Annotated in this window: 14 protein-coding genes, 5 tRNA genes and 1 riboswitch; of the genes, 8 read left to right on the top strand and 11 right to left on the bottom strand. The window is 65.7% G+C overall.

Annotated features, from left to right (window positions below; genetic code table 11):
* Positions 1 to 7: 7 nt before the first annotated feature.
* The 3 genes from cysP to EHV23_RS06930 form a co-directional block, all read right to left on the bottom strand.
* On the bottom strand, positions 8 to 1,054 hold the full coding sequence (cysP, locus tag EHV23_RS06920) for a thiosulfate ABC transporter substrate-binding protein CysP (RefSeq protein ID WP_125095281.1): 1,047 nt from the start codon (positions 1,052 to 1,054) through the stop codon (positions 8 to 10).
* Positions 1,055 to 1,268: 214 nt separating this feature from the next.
* A complete protein-coding gene (locus EHV23_RS06925) occupies positions 1,269 to 2,552 on the bottom strand; it encodes an MFS transporter (protein WP_125095282.1) in 1,284 nt (427 codons plus the stop codon).
* Positions 2,552 to 4,474, bottom strand: a complete 1,923-nt coding sequence (locus EHV23_RS06930; protein WP_125095283.1) for a monovalent cation:proton antiporter-2 (CPA2) family protein — start codon at positions 4,472 to 4,474, stop codon at positions 2,552 to 2,554. Before EHV23_RS06930 ends, EHV23_RS06925 begins: the two co-directional genes overlap by 1 nt.
* 380 nt (positions 4,475 to 4,854) lie before the next feature.
* Between EHV23_RS06930 and epsC the strand changes: the two genes are divergently transcribed.
* On the top strand, positions 4,855 to 5,817 hold the full coding sequence (gene epsC, locus EHV23_RS06935; protein WP_125095284.1) for a serine O-acetyltransferase EpsC: 963 nt from the start codon (positions 4,855 to 4,857) through the stop codon (positions 5,815 to 5,817).
* 116 nt (positions 5,818 to 5,933) lie between these two features.
* Complete coding sequence (locus EHV23_RS06940) at positions 5,934 to 7,133, top strand: sulfate/molybdate ABC transporter ATP-binding protein (RefSeq protein ID WP_125095285.1); 1,200 nt, start codon at positions 5,934 to 5,936, stop codon at positions 7,131 to 7,133.
* A 20-nt stretch (positions 7,134 to 7,153) separates the two neighbouring features.
* Here EHV23_RS06940 and EHV23_RS06945 read toward each other — a convergent pair whose 3' ends face one another.
* The 5 genes from EHV23_RS06945 to folD all read right to left on the bottom strand — a co-directional run bounded on the left by EHV23_RS06945 (position 7,154) and on the right by folD (position 13,245).
* Entirely contained in the window at positions 7,154 to 8,098 is a 945-nt protein-coding gene (locus EHV23_RS06945; protein ID WP_125095286.1) for a CysB family HTH-type transcriptional regulator, read from the bottom strand.
* Between the two features lie 246 nt (positions 8,099 to 8,344).
* Positions 8,345 to 9,232, bottom strand: coding sequence for a DMT family transporter (locus tag EHV23_RS06950; RefSeq protein WP_125095287.1), 888 nt, complete (start codon positions 9,230 to 9,232; stop codon positions 8,345 to 8,347).
* A gap of 217 nt (positions 9,233 to 9,449) precedes the next feature.
* Positions 9,450 to 10,130: a DUF4124 domain-containing protein gene (locus tag EHV23_RS06955; RefSeq protein WP_125095288.1), complete on the bottom strand. Its 681-nt coding sequence runs from the start codon at positions 10,128 to 10,130 to the stop codon at positions 9,450 to 9,452.
* A 32-nt stretch (positions 10,131 to 10,162) separates the two neighbouring features.
* Positions 10,163 to 12,322 carry a M3 family metallopeptidase gene (locus EHV23_RS06960; RefSeq protein ID WP_125095289.1) on the bottom strand — a complete coding sequence of 720 codons (2,160 nt, stop codon included), beginning with the start codon at positions 12,320 to 12,322 and terminating at the stop codon, positions 10,163 to 10,165.
* A 59-nt stretch (positions 12,323 to 12,381) separates the two neighbouring features.
* Complete coding sequence (gene folD / locus EHV23_RS06965; protein WP_125095290.1) at positions 12,382 to 13,245, bottom strand: bifunctional methylenetetrahydrofolate dehydrogenase/methenyltetrahydrofolate cyclohydrolase FolD; 864 nt, start codon at positions 13,243 to 13,245, stop codon at positions 12,382 to 12,384.
* Positions 13,246 to 13,441: 196 nt separating this feature from the next.
* On the opposite strand from folD, the gene EHV23_RS06970 reads away from it, so the two are divergent.
* The 4 genes from EHV23_RS06970 to EHV23_RS06985 all read left to right on the top strand — a co-directional run bounded on the left by EHV23_RS06970 (position 13,442) and on the right by EHV23_RS06985 (position 13,868).
* Positions 13,442 to 13,517, top strand: a tRNA-Ala gene (locus tag EHV23_RS06970).
* A gap of 61 nt (positions 13,518 to 13,578) precedes the next feature.
* A tRNA-Glu gene (locus tag EHV23_RS06975) sits at positions 13,579 to 13,654 on the top strand.
* A gap of 58 nt (positions 13,655 to 13,712) precedes the next feature.
* Positions 13,713 to 13,788 (top strand) — tRNA-Ala (locus EHV23_RS06980).
* 4 nt (positions 13,789 to 13,792) lie between these two features.
* Positions 13,793 to 13,868, top strand: a tRNA-Glu gene (locus EHV23_RS06985).
* 460 nt (positions 13,869 to 14,328) lie between these two features.
* Here the strand turns inward: EHV23_RS06985 and EHV23_RS06990 are convergent.
* A tRNA-Leu gene (locus EHV23_RS06990) sits at positions 14,329 to 14,415 on the bottom strand.
* Between the two features lie 45 nt (positions 14,416 to 14,460).
* Here EHV23_RS06990 and rnr point away from each other — a divergent pair.
* Positions 14,461 to 17,211 carry a ribonuclease R gene (gene rnr, locus EHV23_RS06995; protein ID WP_125095291.1) on the top strand — a complete coding sequence of 917 codons (2,751 nt, stop codon included), beginning with the start codon at positions 14,461 to 14,463 and terminating at the stop codon, positions 17,209 to 17,211.
* 102 nt (positions 17,212 to 17,313) lie between these two features.
* Positions 17,314 to 18,063, top strand: coding sequence for a 23S rRNA (guanosine(2251)-2'-O)-methyltransferase RlmB (gene rlmB, locus EHV23_RS07000; RefSeq protein ID WP_125095292.1), 750 nt, complete (start codon positions 17,314 to 17,316; stop codon positions 18,061 to 18,063).
* 215 nt (positions 18,064 to 18,278) lie between these two features.
* Here rlmB and EHV23_RS07005 read toward each other — a convergent pair whose 3' ends face one another.
* Both EHV23_RS07005 and EHV23_RS07010 read right to left on the bottom strand, forming a co-directional pair.
* Positions 18,279 to 19,724 (bottom strand): sodium:solute symporter family protein, encoded by a 1,446-nt coding sequence (locus EHV23_RS07005; protein WP_125095293.1) that lies wholly within the window; start codon positions 19,722 to 19,724, stop codon positions 18,279 to 18,281.
* Positions 19,721 to 19,857, bottom strand: a riboswitch (TPP riboswitch). Its footprint overlaps the gene before it by 4 nt.
* Before the next feature lie 3 nt (positions 19,858 to 19,860).
* On the bottom strand, positions 19,861 to 20,298 hold the full coding sequence (locus EHV23_RS07010) for a hypothetical protein (protein ID WP_125095294.1): 438 nt from the start codon (positions 20,296 to 20,298) through the stop codon (positions 19,861 to 19,863).
* Positions 20,299 to 20,333 lie beyond the last annotated feature (35 nt).

The following is a 20,333-nucleotide window of genomic DNA, read 5'->3' on the forward strand; positions in this document are numbered from 1 at the left end:
CCGGGGCTTACTGGCGGCCTTCGGCCAGCAGCTGGTCCAGCAGGGCGCCGCTGGCGAAGTGGGTTTTCTGGATGCCCTCCCAGCCACCGGGGAAGGTGGCCGGGTCCACCAGTTTCACGGGGGCAAACTGTTTTTCGGTGGCGGCCTTCACTTCGGGATCGTGCACGCGCAGGTTGTGGCGGGCCAGCAGCTGCTGGATGTCCTTGCTGTACTGGAACTGCAGGTAGGCTTTGGCCACGTCGCGGGTACCCCGGGCATCGGCCACCTTGTCGACGATGGCCACCGGGAAGGCCGCCATCACGCTGGTGGGGGGCACCACCAGTTCGAAGCCCTGGGCCCTGAACTCGTCACCGGCCACGAGGTTCATGATCTCGGACTCGAAGGTCAGCAGCACATCGCCCTGGCCATTCTGGGCAAAGGCCACCGTGGCCCCGCGCCCGCCGGTGGGGAAGTTCTCCACGTTGCCGAGGAACGACGCCATGAACTTCTTCTGCGCAGCCTCGTCACCGCCGAACTTTTCCTGCGCGTAGTTCCAGGCCCCCAGGTAGGAGTAGCGCGCGTTGCCCGAGGTCTTGGGGTTGGGGAAGACCAGCTTCACGTCCGGCCGTGCCAGATCGCTCCAGTCGCGGATGTGCTTCGGGTTGCCCTTGCGGACCATGAAGGCGATGGTGCTGTAGTAGGGCGAGGCGTTGTTCGGGAACTGGCTGGCCCAGTCCTTGGCCACCAGCCGGCGCTTGACCAGAATGTCGATGTCCGGCACCTGATTGAAGGTGACGGTATCGGCCTTCTTGCCCTGGATGATGTCCTGTGCCTGACGCGAGGTACCGCCGTAGGACTGGTCGATCTTCAGCGTCTGGCCCTTTTCCTTCTGCCAGTGGGCGACGAACAGCGGATTGATTTCGGAGAACAGCTCGCGGCCCACGTCATAGGTGGCGTTGAGCAGTGTCTGTTCGGCCGCCCGGGCACTTGCGGGGGCGGTCAGCAGCACTGCGGCTGCGGCGGGCAGCAGGCCCAGCAGGGCACGGCGGGAGAAGCGGGAACGGGATGTTTGCATGGAATCGGACAGGCATGAATGCGGATGCTGCGCATCATGCCACGCCAATCCCGCAAAGTGCGCCATCAGGCTGGGGTATCAGATGAAATCCGCATGACTTCATGCGTTTCATGCATACGCAGCGTATCCGATGGCGGATGTCTTCAGGTACGCCAGGGGCAGGTGTTCTGGCAGGTTCAGGACCCGGCGGCAGGGCTGTACGGCCTTTACAGGCTCAGAATCCTGCAGCCGGCCGGGCATTCACCGTCTGTCCCAGCGTCACCGGGCTGGCCGCCGACCAGGCGATCAGGCATTCCACCACGCCCAGTATCACAAGCAGTGGCATCGTGTGTGTCCAGCTGCCGACCCATTCGTACAGCACCCCCACACCCAGCGGCCCGAGCACGGCCACCGAATAGCCGACGGTCTGCGCCATGCCGGACACGGCAGCCGCCTCGGCCGAATGGTCCGTTCGCGCCGCAAACAGCACCAGGCACAGCGAGAAGATACTGGCCGTGCCCACGCCGATCAGCGAGATCCACAGCCACATGCTGCCGGAGCTACCCAGCCAGATGCCCAGGACGCCGGTGAGGACCATCAGGGCCACCGTCAGGGCCAGCAGCTGGCGCGCCCGCCCACGAGCCGGTACGAATGACACGGCCAGCACACCCAGCAGCGAGACGATCTGCAGCAGCGCCCCCAGCGATCCTGCCCCCGCGGCCGAGATGCCTTTCTCGGCCAGCATCGAGGGCATGAAGGCAGCCAGGGCGTAGAAGATGAGGGACTGGATGCCCATGAACAGGCTGATCGTCCAGGCGGCCGGGATGCGCCAGACGTTCATCCCTGCTGCCATGCCGCTCTGTGGCTGGCCGGCATCGGGATGCGGATACCGGCTGACCCGCCACCAGCCCAGCATGGCCAGTCCGGCCGGCAGCACCCAGACGGCCAGTGGCAGTGGCCAGCCCTGCCAGTCGGCCAGCGGCACGGCAATGGCCGAGGCGATGCCGGACGAGATCAGCATGGCGGTGGTCATGCAGCCCACCACCAGGCCGATGCGGTCGGGCAGGTTGCGCTTGGCCAGGGCCGGCAGCAGCACATTGCTCATGGCAATGGCGGCAGACATGAGCGCCGTACCCAGAATGAGTGTGGGGGTCGAGGCAAAGCCGGCCCGTACGCCCAGACCGATGATCAGCACCAGATGGGCGGCAATCAGCACCCGCTCCATGCCGAAACGCTGTGCCAGCCGCGAGGCCCAGGGCGAGCAGAACGCAAAGGCCATCAGCGGCAGCGCAGTCACGAAGCCCATCAGGCTGGCCGACAGCCCCAGACTGTCGCGGATCGGGCCCACCACGGGACCGACCACGACGATGGGCGCGCGCAGACTGGCGCCCAGCATGATGACGGCAAACAGCAGCAGCCAGACGGGCAGGGCATGGTGCCCTGGCGCCGTGGCTGGCTGCGGGGGCACGCCCGCCGGTTCGCCGACGGGCCGGGGTGGGGTTCGGGGCTGGCCGGGCATCAGCCGCCCTGCACCGGTTCGCTCATGTTCATGTCGCCGTGTTCGGTGGTGGTCTCGGCGGCGTCCTGCGGCCAGGCGATGGACTGGTCGTGCAGCAGCTGGCGGATCAGGCGTTCGGTTTCGGCAATCTCCACGCGGGCGATGTCGATCAGCGCCTTGTTCTCGAAAATGCCGATGCTCGGGTCATACGCCTTGGCGGCCACGGCCATGCCATGACGGTTGCGGTGGAAATACAGGTTGCCCACTTCCTCGGCCTTGGGCTTGGGCATGCCCAGGCATTCCAGGGCCCGCTTGCCGCAGCGCACGGCCGAATCGAAGTTCTCGCGCACGATCTCGTTGGCACCGGCATGCACCAGCTCGTAGGTGTGCTGCGAGTCGTAGGAGCGTGCCACGATCTTCATCGACGGGTTGATCTTGTGGGCAAACTCGACGATCTGCAGCGCCTGTTCCGGGTTGTCGATGGCCACCACCAGCAGCTTCGCCTCGGCCAGACCGGCCGTCAGCAGCATTTCCTGCCGGGCGGCATCGCCGAAGTAGGTTTCCACCCCGAAGCGCTTGTAGCCGGCCACCGTGGCGGCGTTGTGGTCGATCACGGTAGTCTTGTAGCCGCAGGCCGTCAGCATGGCATTGACCACGCGGCCGAAGCGGCCGTGGCCGGCGATGATGACCGGGTGTTTCTGTTCGATGTGGTCATCGGCCTGCTCGGGGCCGGCCGACTGGTAGGCCCGCGGCACGATCAGCTTGTCGTAGACGATGAACAGCAGCGGCGTGAACAGCATCGACAGCGCCACCACCAGCAGCAGCTTCTTGGCAATGGCCGAGGGCATGACGCCGTTGCTCTCGACCAGCGTGAGCAGCACGAAGCCGAATTCACCGGCCTGGGCCAGCGCCAGCGCGAACAGGCTGCGGTGCAGCCGCTTCAGGCGGAACATCAGGCCCAGCAGCCAAAGGATGGCGCCCTTGGCCACGATGACGGCCAGCGTCAGCCCCAGGATGGACCAGAGCTTGACATAGAGATAGTCCATATCGATGCCGGCGCCCACCGTGATGAAGAAGAGCCCCAGCAGCAGCCCCTTGAATGGCTCAATGTTGCTTTCCAGCTCGTGACGGTACTCGCTGTTGGCCAGCACCACGCCGGCCAGGAAGGTGCCCAGCGCGGGGGAGAGGCCGATCAGCGACATCAGCACCGCAATGCCGATGACCAGCGCCAGCGACACGACGGTGAAGATCTCGCGCAGCCGGGCGGCGGCGATGTAGCGGAACACCGGGGCCGCCAGGAAGTGGCCGCCGACGATGATCATGCCGATCACCCCGAAGGTGATGCCGGCCTTCTGGTAGCCGGGCATGCCCGCCAGCAGGTTGATCGAATCCGAATGGTGGGCCACCTCGTCCACCTGGTGGCTCAGCTCGGGCAGGGCCAGCAGCGGCAGCAGCGCGAGCATCGGGATCACGGCTATATCCTGAAAGAGCAGCACCGAAAAGCACGCCTGGCCGCCCTGGCTGTTGAGCAGGTTCTTCTCGCCCAGCGTCTGCAGCACGATGGCGGTGGACGACATGGCCAGCACGCAGCCGGCGGCCACGCCCACCGTCCAGGGTTGCCCCACCAGCAGCGCAATGCCGGTGATGGCCGCAATGGTGAGGATCACCTGCAGGCCGCCCAGGCCCAGCAGCTTGTAGCGCAGCTGCCAGAGCTTGTGGGGCTCCAGTTCCAGCCCCACCAGAAACAGCATCAGCACCACGCCGAATTCGGCCACGTGCTGGATGCTTTCGGTTTCCTGCCCAACCAGGCCGAAGACCGGACCGATCAGGATGCCGGCAATCAGGTAGCCCAGTACCGAGCCCAGGCCCAGCCGTTTGGACAGCGGCACGGCAATGGCGGCCGAGATCAGGTAGATGAAGGCACTGAGCAACAGGGAGGTCATGCGAGAAGGTCCTGCGGAGCGGGCTGTGGGCGGGGCGAAGGGGGGCGCGGGAGCGGGCACTGAAGCGGTGCCGGCGTGCTGCCCGCAGGGGCAGGTGACGGCAGGGCGCCGCAGGGCGGCCGCTCGCGGGCTGCGCAACATTCTAGCGATTATGCCGGGTGCACAGATCGACCGGCATCGACCGGCGGACGGCCGGTTGACATGGCCGGCAGTGGCGTGGGCTTTGCGACACGGCAGGCGGCCGATATGCCCGGAAACCGTTGCCCTTCGGGGGGCACCGGCATGTCCGATATGCGCCTGCCGCATGACAGGAGGCGTGGGCATGCACAGACCTGATGGTGCGATGGGCGGTATATTCGGGGGGACTGGATTTCCACACGATGGTGACGATGATCAAACCTTCCTTTGGTATAGACGAGGTGGTGGCGCAGCTGCGCGAACGCCGCAACAGTGCCCTGCGTGCCCGCCAGGGCAATGAAAGACCGCCGCTGCTGCCGTCGCGGCAGGTACTGGCCGAGGTGGTCGGCGGGCTGGCGGCGGCGCTGTTCCCGCATCGCCTGGGCCGCCCCGATCTCTGTTCCGAGAACATCGACCACTATGTCGGCTACACGCTGGACATGGCGCTGTCGGCCCTGCACCAGCAGGTGCGGCGCGAGCTGATGTTCCGCTCCGGCTGTCAGGATCTGTGCGCCGACGAGAATGAACGGGCCGTGTCCGTCGTCCAGCGCTTCGGCCAGGCCCTGCCGCGGGTGCGCGAGCTGATCGACTCGGATGTCACCGCTGCCTACCAGGGCGACCCGGCCGCCGGCAGCAAGGACGAGGTGCTGATCTGCTACCCGGGCATCTGGGCGATGATCCACCACCGGCTGGCGCACCTGCTCTACAACGAAGGCATCACCCTCACGGCGCGCGTGATGGCCGAGCTGGCGCATTCGGCCACCGGCATCGACATCCATCCGGGCGCCCAGATCGGTGATCATTTCTTCATCGATCACGGCACGGGCGTGGTCATCGGTGAAACCGCCATCATCGGTCGCCAGGTGCGTCTCTATCAGGCCGTCACACTGGGCGCCAAGCGCTTCAACGTCGAGGAGGACGGTTCGCTGGTCAAGGGTGAGCCCCGCCATCCCATCCTGGAAGACGAGGTCGTCATCTACGCCGGTGCCACCGTGCTCGGGCGCGTCACCATCGGCCGTGGCTCGGTCATCGGCGGTAACGTCTGGCTCACCCGTTCGGTGCCGCCCGGCAGCATGGTCTCGCAGGCAGGTGCCGTCACCGCACCGGAAGTGGCCCAGGGACGCATCCCCAACGATGCCGAGCTGTGGCGTGCCTTCGGCATCTGACATCGTGATTGCCGTTGCCTTCTGACGCCCTTTGACGGCCGGGCGCTTCGGCCCGTGATGGGTCGGGTGCTCGTGGTCGACCCTTGGCGATACGTGGCAGACATCCCGCATCCGACATGAGCATCCTGATCGATCATCTGAACAAGCGCTTCGGCGCTACTGTGGTCTGCGACGACATTTCTCTGGACATCCCGTCCGGCTCGCTGGTGGCGCTGCTGGGGCCGTCCGGCTCGGGCAAGACCTCGCTGCTGCGCATCATCGCCGGGCTGGAGCAGCCCGACAGTGGCCGCGTGCTCTTTCATGGCGCCGATGCCACCCATGCCGACCCGCAGGCGCGGGGCGTGGGCTTCGTGTTCCAGCACTACGCGCTGTTCAACCACATGACCATCTTCGAGAACGTGGCCTTCGGGCTGCGGGTCATGCCGCGCAGCCGCCGGCCGGCCGAGGCCGACATCCGCCGGCGGGTGCATACGCTGCTGGAACTGGTACAGCTCGACTGGCTGGCCGACCGCTACCCGCAACAGCTCTCCGGGGGCCAGCGCCAGCGGATCGCGCTCGCCCGGGCCCTGGCCGTGGAACCGAAGGTGCTGCTGCTGGACGAGCCCTTCGGGGCGCTCGATGCCCAGGTGCGCAAGGAACTGCGCCGCTGGCTGCGGCGCCTGCACGACGAGATGCACGTCACCAGCGTGTTCGTCACGCACGACCAGGACGAGGCCATGGAAGTGGCCGACCGGGTGGTGGTGCTCAACCGCGGCCGCATCGAACAGACGGGCACGCCGGAAGAGGTCTACGACCGGCCCGCCACGCCCTTCGTGCTGAAGTTTCTGGGGGATGTGAACCTTTTCGAGGGGCACTTCGCGGCCGTGCATCCTGCTGGCCAGGCTGCAGGCACACCGTTCGCGGGCGCTGCCGTGAACGCCCGGACGGTGCAGGAACGGCAGGGAACCGATGCGGAACCGGGGGCGCAGCAGAGTCAGGGGGCAGACACGAAGCAGGAGGCGAACCGGACCGTCGTCTACGTGCGACCGCACGAGATCGATGTGGTCGATGGCCCCGGCCCCGGCACGCTGGCCGTGCAGTTCTCGCAGGCGCTCACCGTGGGGCCGCGCACACGGCTGGAACTGAAGCGCCCGGACAACGGCAGCTTCATCGACGTGGAGCTGTCGCGCGAGGCCTGGCAGGATCTGCAGCGCCGTCACACCGTGCAGCGGGGCGACACGCTGCACCTGCGGGCGCGGCAGGAGACCCGCTTCGAGGCCGGCGCCGACTGGTCGGGTGCCCATGGGGCGCCGGCCGACCCCGCCGTCATGATCTGAGCGTCCGGCTGGCAGCCGTTTCAGATCTGGAAATCGATCCCCGGCGTCTGCGTGGCCGCCTGTTCCACCACCTCGCGTGTCAATGGCGAGGCAAAGGTCTCGATGAAGTCGTACACGTAGCTGCGCAGGAAGGTGCCGCGCCTGAAGGCCAGCCGCGTCACGTTCACCGGGAAGAGCTGGCCGGCATCGATGGCCCGCAGCCGTGTGTCGCGCTCCTCGTCGAAGGCAATCGACGCCACGATGCCGATGCCCAGCCCCAGCTCCACGTAGGTCTTGATCACATCGGCGTCCATGGCCGTCAGCACCACGTTGGGTGACAGGCCACGGGCCTGGAAGGCATCATCGATGCGCATACGGCCCGAGAAGCCCGGGCTGTAGGTGATCACCGGATAATCGGTCACCCGCTCCAGCGTCAGCGTCTCGTCATCGAGCAGCGGATGGCGCGGCGGCACGATCACACTGTGCGTCCAGCGATAGCAGGACAGCGTCACCAGCGGCTCGTACTCGGTCAGTGCCTCGGTGGCAATGCCGATGTCGGCTTCACCGTTGAGCAGCATTTCCGCCACCTGCTGGGGCGAACCCTGATGCAGCTCCAGCTGCACGTCCGGATAGCGGCGCCGGAAATCGTGCACCGCATCGGGCAGCGCGTAACGCGCCTGCGAATGGGTGGCGGCAATGCTCAGCTTGCCGGCCGACTGGCGGGCGTATTCCTCACCCACCCGCAGCAGGTTCTCGGCCCCCGCCAGAATGCCCTCGATGACGGGCAGCGCCACGGCCCCGGCCTGGGTCAGTGAAGTCAACCGCTTGCCGGCCCGCACGAACAGCTCGAAGCCCAGTTCCTGTTCCAGTTCGCGAATCTGGCGGCTCACGCCGGGCTGCGACGTGTGCAGCGCCCGCGCCACTTCCGTGAGATTGAAGCCGCGGCGCGCGGCCTCGCGGACGGAACGCAATTGCTGGAGATTCATGGTGCCGTGTCAGAGAGTGTCACAATGGCACCGATGATAGACGCTCGCCCGGCGTCATTTTGCGCGAAAGCTGCGGAAACGGCCCCATGACAGCCGTAAAACGGCACCGAAAGGGCTGTTACTGCCCAGCCTGCATGCAAGGACATGCGGAAATGGCATAACAACCGTGATAATGCCTATCGTTCAGTATCTGGGCGTGTTCATCCAGTACCTCCGGCTGTCATTCAACGGTGGGACCGCCCGGCCTTACGGCCTTCGCCGCCAGGACGAAGGGCGCAGTTCACTGATGATGACCCCTGCCACGATCAGCGCAGCGCCCAGCAGGGCCATGGCAGGGAGGCGATCTCCTGCCAGTCGTCCGAATACGCCGCCCCAGACCGGCTCGCCGGCGTAGATGACGGTGGCACGCGTGGGCGAGACCGACTTCTGCGCCCAGTTCATGGTCAGCTGGATGACGGCGCTGGCAGCGCCCAGCCCCAGGACGCTGCCGGTGAGCACCCAGGAAAAGACGGGTACCTGTTCGCCCGCGGCCGGCACCAGCAGCAGCGAGAGCACCCCGCCCACCAGCAGCTGCACGACGGTGACCCGCCGGCTGTCCACCGAGCCGGCAAACCGGCCGATGAGAATGATCTCCGCAGCAATGGCCACGGCGCTGCCCAGCGTTGCCAGTTCGCCGATGCTCAGGGAAAGGGCGCCAGCCTGTGGACCGGCCAGCAGAATCAGGCCGGCAAAGGCGCAACCGATGCCCAGCCAGCTCATCAGGTGGGGTGGGCGTCGCAGGACGGCCCACTGCAGCAGGGGCACGATCGGAACGTACAGCGCCGTGATGAAGGCAGACTGGCTGATGGAGATGGTCTGCAGTCCCCAGGTCTGCAGACCATAGCCGCCAACGATGGATATGCCGACGAGCACACCGGCCATCAGCTCGCGCAAGGTCAGTCCCCCCAGTGTGCGACGAAACACCAGGGCCATCATCAGTCCCGCCGTCACGAAGCGGAGCCCGACGAAAAACAGGGGGCCGGAATGGTGCAGGGCGGCGTGAATGATCAGAAAGGTCGCGCCCCAGACCACCGTGATGGCAATGAGCGCCAGTTCCTGGCGGGAAAAGGGCAGCGTGATCGGGATGCGGTGCATGGAGAAAACGGAACAGGAAGCAGGCCGCACTATACTCTGAAAGACCTCCTGCAGAAGCACGCGCACAGCCGGTGCGTGCCGTTGCGCGAGGACGAACGGGTCCATGCCATGCGCTGGGGGATGCATGTCCGGGCGACGACAAAAAACCCCGCCTTCGTGTGAAGGTCGGGGTTGTCGGGAGGATCAGGAAAGCCGGAGACACCCGGCCATTCATGACTCAGAACCGGAACGAGGCCGGCGCGTTGCCTCCCCGGGTGGCGCCCGGGTCGATGCGCTGGCCGCCGGCCGGACGCACCTCGCTGGCATCGATGATGCGCACCGGCTGATGGAAGCTGGCGCTGCCCTGCAGGGAATCTTCGGGGGCCAGACTGGCCGAGGCCGGATACTGGTAGGTGGCGGGCAGTTCAGATTCGCGCGGATACTGTGCCGAATCCAGCAGCTTGTTCCAGGCATTCACCTCGTAGCCCACGCTGCGCTGCTCGCCCACCTTGATGGCCGGAAAGCCATTGCCGGTGAAGCCCAGCGCCTTGAAGCGCTCGAAGTCGGCATGCGTCATCACCTTCCATTCCTGGAAGGGGATGCCACGCTGGCGCAGATGGGCGGCCGCCAGGCCACAGGGCTGACAGTCCTTCGCCACGAACAGCGCCACCGGGCTGGCCTTGGCGGCCTGGCGCAGCGCCTGCGGGAAGTGGATGGTCGGGTCTTCCGCCGGCCGCGCCATGGGCGTGACGGTCATGCCGCCCGGGCGGCGCATCGGCTGCGCGTCTTCCGAGGGCGGATGATCACCGTAAACGACGTTGCCGTTCGGGTCGGTCCATTTGTAGGTGGCGGCGGCGGCCGGCTGTGCTGCCAGGCCACAGGCCGTCGCCACAAGCAGGATTGCCGGAAAAACCTTCATGTCGCTCCTTGAGCCTCGCGGGGATGGGTTGCCTATGCTTCCACCATCCCATTATGCCGAAGCAGGGCATCCAGCTCGGGGGCCCGACCTCTGAACGCCCTGAAAGAGTCGATGGCCGGTCGGCTGCCCCCTGCCGAGAGTATCTCCTGCAGGAAACGCTGGCCCACCGCCGGGTTGAACAGCCCTTCCTCCTCGAAGGCGGCATAGCAGTCGGCCGACAGCACCTCGGCCCACTTGTAGCTGTAGTAGCCTGCCGCATAGCCGCCGGCAAAGATGTGGCTGAAGCTGTTCTGGAAGCGGTTGAAGGCGGGCGGCAGCAGCACCGCCACCTCCTGGCGCACGGCATCCAGGATGCGCTGCACCGGATTGGCCTCGCCGGCGGCCAGCGCCTGCGCCGCCTGCTGGTGCAGCAGCATGTCGAACAGCGAGAATTCGATCTGCCGCAGCGTCTGCAGTCCGGCCTGGAAGTTGCGGGCCGCCAGCATCCGGTCGAACAGCGCCTTCGGCATGGGCTCGCCGGTCTTCACATGGTGGGTCATCGATTCGACGATCTCCCATTCCCACGCCCAGTTCTCCATGAACTGGCTGGGCAGCTCCACCGCATCCCATTCCACGCCGGAAATGCCCGACACCGCCAGCGCATCCACCTGCGTCAACATGTGGTGCAGCCCGTGGCCGAATTCGTGGAAGAGGGTGGTGACATCGTCGTGCGTGAGCAGCGCGGGCTGCCCGTCGACCGGTGCCTGGAAATTGCAGACCAGATAGGCCACCGGCGTCTGCAGCCGGCCGTTCTCGTGCTGGCGGCCACAGCAGTCGTTCATCCAGGCGCCCGGCTGCTTGGCTTCGCGTGCATACAGGTCCAGATAGAACTGGCCCAGCAGCTCACCGTTGCGGGTGATGCGGTAGAAGCGCACGTCCGGATGCCAGCCCTCGGCCTGGTCCTCGCCGATCTGCACGCCGAACAAACGCTCCACCAGCCCGAACAGGCCAGCCAGCACGCGCGGCAGCGCAAAATACTGCTTCACCTCATTGTCCGAGAAGGCATAGCGTTCCTGCTTGAGTGCCTCGCTGGCATAGGCCGTATCCCAGGCCTGCAGCTCGGGCAGGCCGAGTTTTTCGGCGGCAAAGGCGCGCAGCTCGGCCAGATCCCTTTCGGCAAAGGGGCGGGCACGCACGGCCATGTCGCGCAGAAACTGCTCGACCTGTGCCGGGGTGTCGGCCATCTTCGGCACCAGCGACAGGTGGGCATAGCTGTCCAGTCCCAGCAGCTTCGCCTTTTCCTCGCGCAGACGCAGGATCTGCTGGATCAGTGCCGTGTTGTCCTGGGCGCTGCCTTCGGCGGCCCGGGTGGCGTAGGCACGGTACATCGTTTCGCGCAGCGAACGGTCGTGCGCGTACTGGATGACGGGGAAGTACGACGGGAACTGCAGCGTGAAGCGCCAGCCCTGCTTTTCATGCCGTTCGGCATCGGCCCGGGCAGCCGCCACCGCGTCGTCGGGCAGGCCGGCCAGCCGCGCACGACCCTCTTCCGTGTCCGGAATCAGCAGCTCGAAGGCATTGGTGGCATCCAGCACGTTTTCGGAGAACTTCTGCTGCAGGGCCGCCAGCTCTTCCTGGATGGCCGCGAAGCGCTCACGGGCCGGCGACTTCAGCTCGGCGCCGCTCAGCGTGAAATCGCGCACTTCGTGATCGATGGCCGTCTGGCGGGCAGCATCCAGCGCTGCATGGGCCGGACTGGCACGGAAGGCCCGGTACTTGTCGAAGAGTGCCTGGTTCTGGCCCAGCCGGGTCCAGAACTCCACCACACGGGGCAGATTCTGGTTGAAGGTTTCGCGCAGCGCGGGCGTGTCCATCACCGAATTCAGGTGCTGCACGATGCCCCAGGCGTGGCCCAGCCGCTCGGTGGCCTGCTGCAGCGGCAGCACCAAGCCCTCCCAGGTCAGTGGCGCGTCGGGGGCCGTGACTTGGGCCAGCGCCCGGTCGGCATCGGCCAGCAGCACATCCAGGGCCGGCGAGACGTGTTCCGGCTCGATGGCCGTGAAGTGCGGCAGCTGCGACGGGCCGGCCAGCAGCGGGTTGGTGGCTGTGGTGGAAGCCTCGGCAGAGGTTTCGGCCCTGGCGGAAACGTCCGAGGAAGAAACGTGGGAAGCGGTATGGGTATCAGTCTTGCCGGAAGAAGAAGTAGTGGTCATGTCGGGGAAAGGGGAAATGAGTCTTCAGTGCGACGGAAGGGCGCAATGGGGCATGTGGTTCAGTGAGCCAGCCCCAGCTGCCGGCGGGCCGCGGTGATGGTGTTCTGCAGCAGCATGGCAATGGTCATCGGCCCCACGCCACCCGGCACCGGGGTGATCCAGCCGGCCACGTCCTTTGCGCCCTCGAAGTCCACGTCACCGGCCAGCTTGCCATCCGGCAGGCGGTTGATGCCCACGTCGATCACCACTGCGCCCGGCTTGATCATGTCGGCCGTGATCATCCGGGGACGGCCCACGGCCACCACAAGAATGTCGGCGCGTCGTGTCTGGGCGGCCAGGTCGCGCGTCTTGCTGTTGCACAGCGTGACGGTGGCGCCTGCCTGCAGCAGCAGGTGCAGCTGCGGCTTGCCCACCAGATTGCTGGCGCCCACGATCACCGCTTCGGCGCCCCGCAGGGGTACCCCGGTGGTTTCCAGCAGGCGCATCACGCCCAGCGGCGTGCAGGGCACCAGCTGCGGTGCACCGGTCATCAGCGCCCCGGCATTGGCCACGTGAAAACCATCCACGTCCTTGATGGGCGAGATGGCCTCGATCACCCGCCGGGTATCGATATGGGCCGGCAGCGGCAGCTGCACCAGAATGCCATGCACGGCCGGGTCGTGGTTCAGCCGGTCGAGCAGTGCCAGCAGGTCGGCCTCGCTGGTGCTTTCGGGCAGATGCTCGCTCACCGAATGAAAGCCGGCCGCTTCGCAGGCGCGGATCTTGTTGCGCACATAGACCTGGGAAGCAGCCGAATCGCCCACCAGAATCACGGCCAGTCCCGGGCGCTGGCCGGTGGCAGCCAGAATCCGTTCGGCCGCCAGGCGGACCTCTTCTCGAACCTGTGCGGAGATGGCCTTGCCATCGATCAGTCGTGCAGTCATGGGAAAGTGCTTCCTCGGGCAGGGATGAACAATGAGCCTGAATCGTACCCGGAAGGCCGCGAACCTGCCTGCACGGCCTGCTTATGTGTTAAATAGCGTTAACCGGTGGCCCGTCAAGTAATTTTTGCCCGAAACGACTTGCGCCCCCTGCCAAAAACTGGTTATTATCCCATTTATCGACTGATTGCGATTCCACGGGGGTATAGCTCAGCTGGGAGAGCGCTTGCATGGCATGCAAGAGGTCAGCGGTTCGATCCCGCTTACCTCCACCAGCTTTCAGTCCGGTCAATCCTGCACAGGGTTGTTGCAGTAAACGCATACAGTGCAGTTCACGTCCCGTTCGTCTAGAGGCCTAGGACATCACCCTTTCACGGTGAGTACAGGGGTTCGAATCCCCTACGGGACGCCACAAGGCGCAGGTGCTCGTCACCCGCGTTTTTTGTTGGAACTGCAGGCATGCGCCGCTTGGGGGTATAGCTCAGCTGGGAGAGCGCTTGCATGGCATGCAAGAGGTCAGCGGTTCGATCCCGCTTACCTCCACCAAGAAGTCCCGTTCGTCTAGAGGCCTAGGACATCACCCTTTCACGGTGAGTACAGGGGTTCGAATCCCCTACGGGACGCCATCTTTCCGGATGGTTTCTCCATCCCGGCACTGCAGTAAATCCCGTCCTGTCATTTCGCTTCGGTCATTTTCGTCCAGGCATCCTGTTGCGTGCGCCGTTCTGCGTGCATGTGGTCTGTATCCATCCATCGCCCGTCCGTGTGGTATGCGCGCCAGTGCGGGAACGAATGAGCACTGCACGCGCCAGTCGTATTTGCCGTGTGCGCAGAGCCTGCCGTATGTATGGGACCTTATGGGACCTGTCACGCGAAACGCACACCGCTCTGGCGACATGCTGCTGCCATGGTGCCTTCTGGCCTGTTCCGATCCTGGGCCCAAAGTGCTCGCAGACTTCTGCAGAGAATCCTGATGGACAGAATGCTGCCCGAAGACGGAAAGCCGGGACGAAAAAAATCCCGCTGCAGCAGGAACTGGAGCGGGATCTTTCAGATTCAAACCGGTTGAAAACCAGTCTGAAGAATTGGTGCCCAGAAGAGGACTCGAACCTCCACACCATTGCTGGCGCCAGGACCTGAACCTGGTGCGTCTACCAATTCCGCCATCTGGGCAATCGATAAAATGGTATTTTAGGTGTTTTTCTGGGCTTGTCAAACATGCAAGAGACAATCGATCCTCCCAGCCGACAGGCCATTCTGGATACGCTGGCCGAGGAGGGGGCGCCGCTCGGCATCGAACAGCTGATCGAGCGCCTGCAGGTGCCCGATGAGGCACTGGTGGGCATGCGGCGTCGTGTGGCCGCCATGCAGCGCGACGGGCAGATTCTCGCCGGGCGCAAGGGCGCCCTGATGCTGGTCAGCCGCATCGACCTGATTCCCGGCCGGGTGTCCGGCCACCGGGATGGTTTCGGCTTCATGCTGCCGGATGACGGCAGCCCCGACATCTTTCTGCCGCCGCGCGAGATGGCCAAGGTGATGCACGGCGACCGGGTACTGGTGCGCCGCATCGGCGCCGACAGCCGGGGCCGGCCCGAAGGCAAGATCGTCGAGATCACACTGCGCAACCCGCGCCCCGTGGTGGGCCGGCTGGTCAGTGAGCGCGGCGTGCTGATGCTCGCTCCCGAAGACCAGCGCATCAAGCACGACATCCTCATCGAGCCCGGTGGTGCGGGCGGGGCACAGCCGGGACAGGTGGTGTCGGCCGTCATCATCGAACCACCGGGCTGGAACAAGCCGCCCATCGCCCGTGTCACCGAAGTGCTGGGCAGCATGGACGATACCGGCATGGAAATCGAGATTGCCGTGCGCAAGTTCGACGTGCCGCACCGCTTTCCCGATGACGTGCTGGCCGAGGCCGACGCACTGCCCGACACGCTGCGCCCGGCCGACTACCGCAACCGCGTGGACCTGCGCGATGTGGCACTGGTCACCATCGACGGGGAGGACGCCCGCGACTTCGACGATGCCGTCTACTGCGAGGCCGTCACCGATGCCCGAGGCCGGCCGAAGGGCTGGCGCCTGCTGGTGGCCATTGCCGATGTCAGCCACTATGTGCGCCCCGGCAGCCCGCTGGATGCCGAAGCGCAGTCCCGCACCACCTCGGTGTATTTTCCGCGTCGCGTCATTCCGATGCTGCCGGAAAAACTCTCCAATGGCCTGTGCTCGATCAACCCCGAGGTCGACCGGCTGGTGCTGGTGGCCGACATGGTGATCGATACGGCCGGCGAGGTCATTGCCTACCAGTTCTATCCGGCCGTCATGCATTCGGCAGCCCGGCTGACCTACAACGAGGTCTGGGGCATTCTGGGTGGAGACGACGTGGCCGCCATCGAACGCCGCAGCGCGCTGCTGCCCCGCCTGCACGAGCTGTATGCGCTCTATCAGGCGCTGGAAGCTGCGCGGAAGAAGCGGGGGGCCATCGAATTCGACACCCCCGAAACGAAAATGCTCTGCGATGCACAGGGCCGCATCACCGAAATCGTCGCCCAGAGCCGCAACGATGCCCACCGGCTGATCGAGGAATGCATGCTGGCTGCCAATACCTGCGCAGCCGATTTTCTGGTGCGCAACAAACACCCGGGACTGTACCGGGTGCACGAGGGCCCCAGTGCCGACCGGCTGGCCAAACTGCGTGAATTTCTGGCGGGTGCCGGCCTGTCGCTGGGCAATGCGGCCCAGGAAGCGAAGGAAAAACGCGGACCCCGGCCGCAGGACTACCAGATTCTTTCGCAGCGCATCCATGGCCGCCCGGACGCCGCGCTGCTGCAGACCATGATGCTGCGCTCCATGCAGCAGGCCGTCTACACCCCAGACAACCAGGGGCACTTCGGCCTGGCCTATGACGCCTATGCCCACTTCACCTCGCCGATCCGCCGCTATCCGGACCTGCTGAATCACCGTGCCATCAAGGCGCTGCTCGAACATCGCCGTTATCAGCCCGCCATCACGTGTGCCGGGCCGTCCGCCGGCGAAGAGGCTGCTGCCGATGGGCGCGCGCATGAGGCCGGGCGGGCGCGTGCAGCCGGCGCCGCTGCGCCAGCGGCTGGGGGGGGGGCCTCCCGGGGCCGGGATTCCGTGTCCCGCGGTGAATCGCTGGCCGTCTGGGAATCGCTGGGCCAGATCTGCTCGGCCAACGAACGCCGTGCCGACGAAGCCAGTCGCGACGTGCAGGCCTGGCTGAAGTGCGTCTACATGCGTGACCGCATCGGCGACCATTATCGTGGGCATATCACCGGTGTGGCGCCGTTTGGCCTCTTCATCACGCTGGATGACCTGTACGTGGAAGGCATGGCACACGTGTCCGAACTGGGCAGCGAATATTTCCGCTTCGACGAGGCGACCCAGATGCTGATGGGCGAACGCACCGGTAAATGCTACGCCCTGACCGACGAGGTCGAGGTGGAAGTGATAGCCGTCAATCTGGAAGCACGACGCATCGATTTTCGCCTGCTGAACGACAGCAGCCGGCGCCGTGCCGATGATGCCCGTATGTCGGCGCGTGCCGGCGGCAGCCCGTCCCGGTCATCGGCACGCAGCGTCGACCCGTCCCGTGCAGCGGAGCATGCTGCCGGCTCGTCCCGCACCCAGACGCGCTTTGCCGGTACGCCGTCCCGCGCAGCGGAGCGTACGGCCAGTGCGTCATCTTCCGCAGCGGAGCGCACGGCCAGTGTGTCATCTCCCACAGTGGAACGCACGGCGAGCACCGCTCCCACCCGCACACCGGGGCGGGGCGCTGGCAGTCGCGCTGCTTCGCAGGCTGAAAAGCCCACGGTCAAACTGGGGCGCCGCTCCGCGGCCCGCACTGCCACGACAGGCCGTGCGGGGGCCTCTGCTGCCAGGGCCGGAGCAGGGCGCTCGGGCACCACGGCCAAACCACCCCGGGCTTCCACCCGGAAACGCAGCAGCTGACTGCCCTGTGCTCATCTGGTGAATTCGCCAGGGGGCGCTTCCTGACCCCTTTCTGCCCCGCCGGCCACGCGGCCGGTTCGGCTTCCTTTCGGAATATCCCTCATGCAGCTCTATGGTTTCCATGCGGTGATGGCGCGGCTGCGCCAGGCACCGGCCAGCTTCAAGTCACTGTATGTGGACCGCCAGCGCGATGACACGCGTGTGCGCGACCTGCTGAAACTGGCACAACAGCAGCAGGTGCAGATCACCCGTGTCGAGGCGGGGCGGCTGGACCGCATGGCCGGCGGAAAACGTCATCAGGGTGTGGTGGCGCAGGTGGAGACGCAGACCATCAATACCGACCTGCCCACGCTGCTGCGGGATCTGGAAGGCCGCGAACGGCCGCCGTTCCTGCTGCTGCTCGACGGTGTGACCGATCCGCGCAACCTCGGTGCCTGCCTGCGCAGCGCCGATGGCGCCGGCGTCGATGCCGTGATCGCCCCCAAGGACCATGCCGCCCCGCTGACCGACGTGGCCATGCACACGGCCAGTGGGGCAGGGGAGTCGGTGCCCTACATTCTGGTCACGAACCTGGTGCGTACCGTGGAGCAGCTGCAGGACGCTGGCTTTCAGGTGTATGGTCTGGCCGACCAGGCCGATGCCGACCTCTATCAGACCCGCTTCGAAGGGCCCGTGGCCATCGTCATGGGCGCCGAGGACAAGGGTCTGCGCCGGCTGGTGCGCGAGCAGTGCGACGTGCTGCTGTCCATCCCGATGATGGGTAGTGTGTCCAGCCTCAATGTTTCGGTGGCTACCGGCGTGGTGGTGTACGAAGTGCTGCGCCAGCGGCAGGCGCAGGGCATTAGCAGGTAAATGCCCTCCTGAATATTCTGCCCGGCCGGGTCATGTGGCCTGCCGGCACGCTGGTGTGCGTGCATGACTGTGCTGGCGGTGTCCTGAAGCCCATCGAGGATGCCGCGCCCCTGCCACCTTGTCCCGCACACCCAAAGGGGATTCCGTGGGGTCGAATGAGTTCGTGCACGCTCCCGCCAGTACCTGTGTTCCCCGGAGCCGGGCCTGATCCCGAATCAGAACCGCTGCACACTGTCGTCCAGCGATTCCAGCCGGAATTCGGTGCGATTCCTGCGCACCAGCCGCAGCATACCCGTGACGGCCACCGGCACCAGCGCCGCCAGCAGAAAGGATTCCAGCAGCGTGTCCATGGGCTGGTCCGGGCGGGGGAACATCATCAGCCCTGCCGCCAGCCCGGCCAGCGTGCCCAGCAGCGCATCCACCCCATCATGCCGGCGGCTCCAGAGTCCGAAAAATACCGGAAAGGCCGCCGCTGCACAGAGCAGATCGGCCAGCAGGAACAGGTACAGCACACTGAAGCCCTGCGCCGCCACGATCATCACCGGAATGGCCAGCAGCAGCACCAGCCCGCGTGACAGCCGCAGCAGCCGGGCCTGCGACGCCTGGGGCATCAGTCGCGCGCTATCCACGGCAATGATGCTGCCGATGGCACTGATGGCCGTATCGGCACTGCTCATCACCAGCGACAGCCCCAGCGGAATGAAGGCCAGTGCCACCCACGGCACCACCCTGGGGATCACCACGGCAAAGAGGGCCACCGAGGCCTCGCCGCCCGGCTCCAGTGCCACCCAGGCCAGACCGAACATGCCCATCAGGAAAATGAACGGCACCACCAGCAGCCCGCCCAGCAGAAAGCCGCGCTGCATGTCCACCACCGAGCGGGCCGCATAGACGCGCTGCCAGCTGCCCTGGTGAAAGATACCGGTGAGCAGAATGGCCACGAAGAAGGTTGCACCCGCCTTCAGTCCAGCCGAATCGCCCAGATCCAGCAGATGGGGGGCCTTCTGCATCAGCCGTTCCGAAACGGGGCCAGGTCCGCCCGTGATGTGCCAGCCCACCGCCACCAGCGCCAGCAGCAGCGGCACGATGATGATGATCTGCACCTTGTCGGTGAAGATCGACGCCTGCAGCCCGCCCACCGCCGTGTAGAGCAGCACCGTGCCCATCACGATCACCGCCGTCAGCCCCATCGGCACCGGTGCCAGCAGCGTCATCAGCATCGAAATGGCCGTGATCTCCGCGGTCAGCTCGATGAACACATAGAACACCATGATGGCCAGCGTCAGGCCGTACAGGGGTCGGCCATAGCGGGCAATCAGATATTCCGTCAGCGAATGCCCATGGGGCATCAGCTCGCGCATGCGCCGCCCCAGAACCAGCATGGCCACCAGGGGTGACATCGAACCCAGCGCATAGCCGATCACCGCCGACATCCCGCCCCAGGTAGCCGACTCGGCCGGGGAGAGCAGAATCCATGCCCCCAGCGCCGAGGCCAGCAGTGTGGCCAGCGTGGCAATGGGACCCTGCGTATTGCGCGCCGTGACGAAGGCGTCGAGATCCTCGTTGTGCCGCCGGGCATACAGGATGCCGGCCGCCGCAAAGAGTGCAGAAAAGACCACCAGCCAGCAAATGGCCTCGGTGGTGCCGAGTGGGGTATTCACGAATAATCCTCCTTCCCTTCGCCGGCATGATCCGGATCAGGTTCTAAGGGTCTTGGCGGTATGCCAACTCTCAGTCCGCGCACATCACGCTGGCCATGCCAGCCCGATGCGAGGGACTCCCCCAGGAACGGCAGCATTATAGGAACGTTTCGTATTCAGGGTTTTCCCGGATCAATGTCTCCCCGTGTCGAAGCCGCAATGCCTGAAAAGGCGGGGGCGCGTGCAGTGACATCCGGAGGACGGCTTCGATGGGAAACGCCCCGGACTGCGGGTTGCTTCTTTCGCTCAGCACTGGCGCGAACAGACACCTGCCTTCGTAGGCGCGGTTCACCCGCGACTGCGTGAAATCGCGAAAGAAGCAACCCTCCGCCCGGGGCTTGCGGCTGGCAGAGGACGGCCGGAGCTTCTTGCGCTTTTCTGTCGCGTCGAAGCCGCAATGCCATGAATCCGGGAAGTGGCCCGGGGAGCGGGAGGCTCCTGCGGCGATTTCGCGGTACGCGTGAACGACTTTCTGACAGTCGGGCGTCAGCCCGATTGTCGGAAAGTGTTTTAGCGCTGGAGGTTTGTTGACCACGACGCAGGTCGTGGGCAACAAAGCTTCAGTGAGCG

Origin of the sequence: Lautropia dentalis (assembly GCF_003892345.1) — a bacterium.
Classification (GTDB): domain Bacteria; phylum Pseudomonadota; class Gammaproteobacteria; order Burkholderiales; family Burkholderiaceae_E; genus Lautropia; species Lautropia dentalis.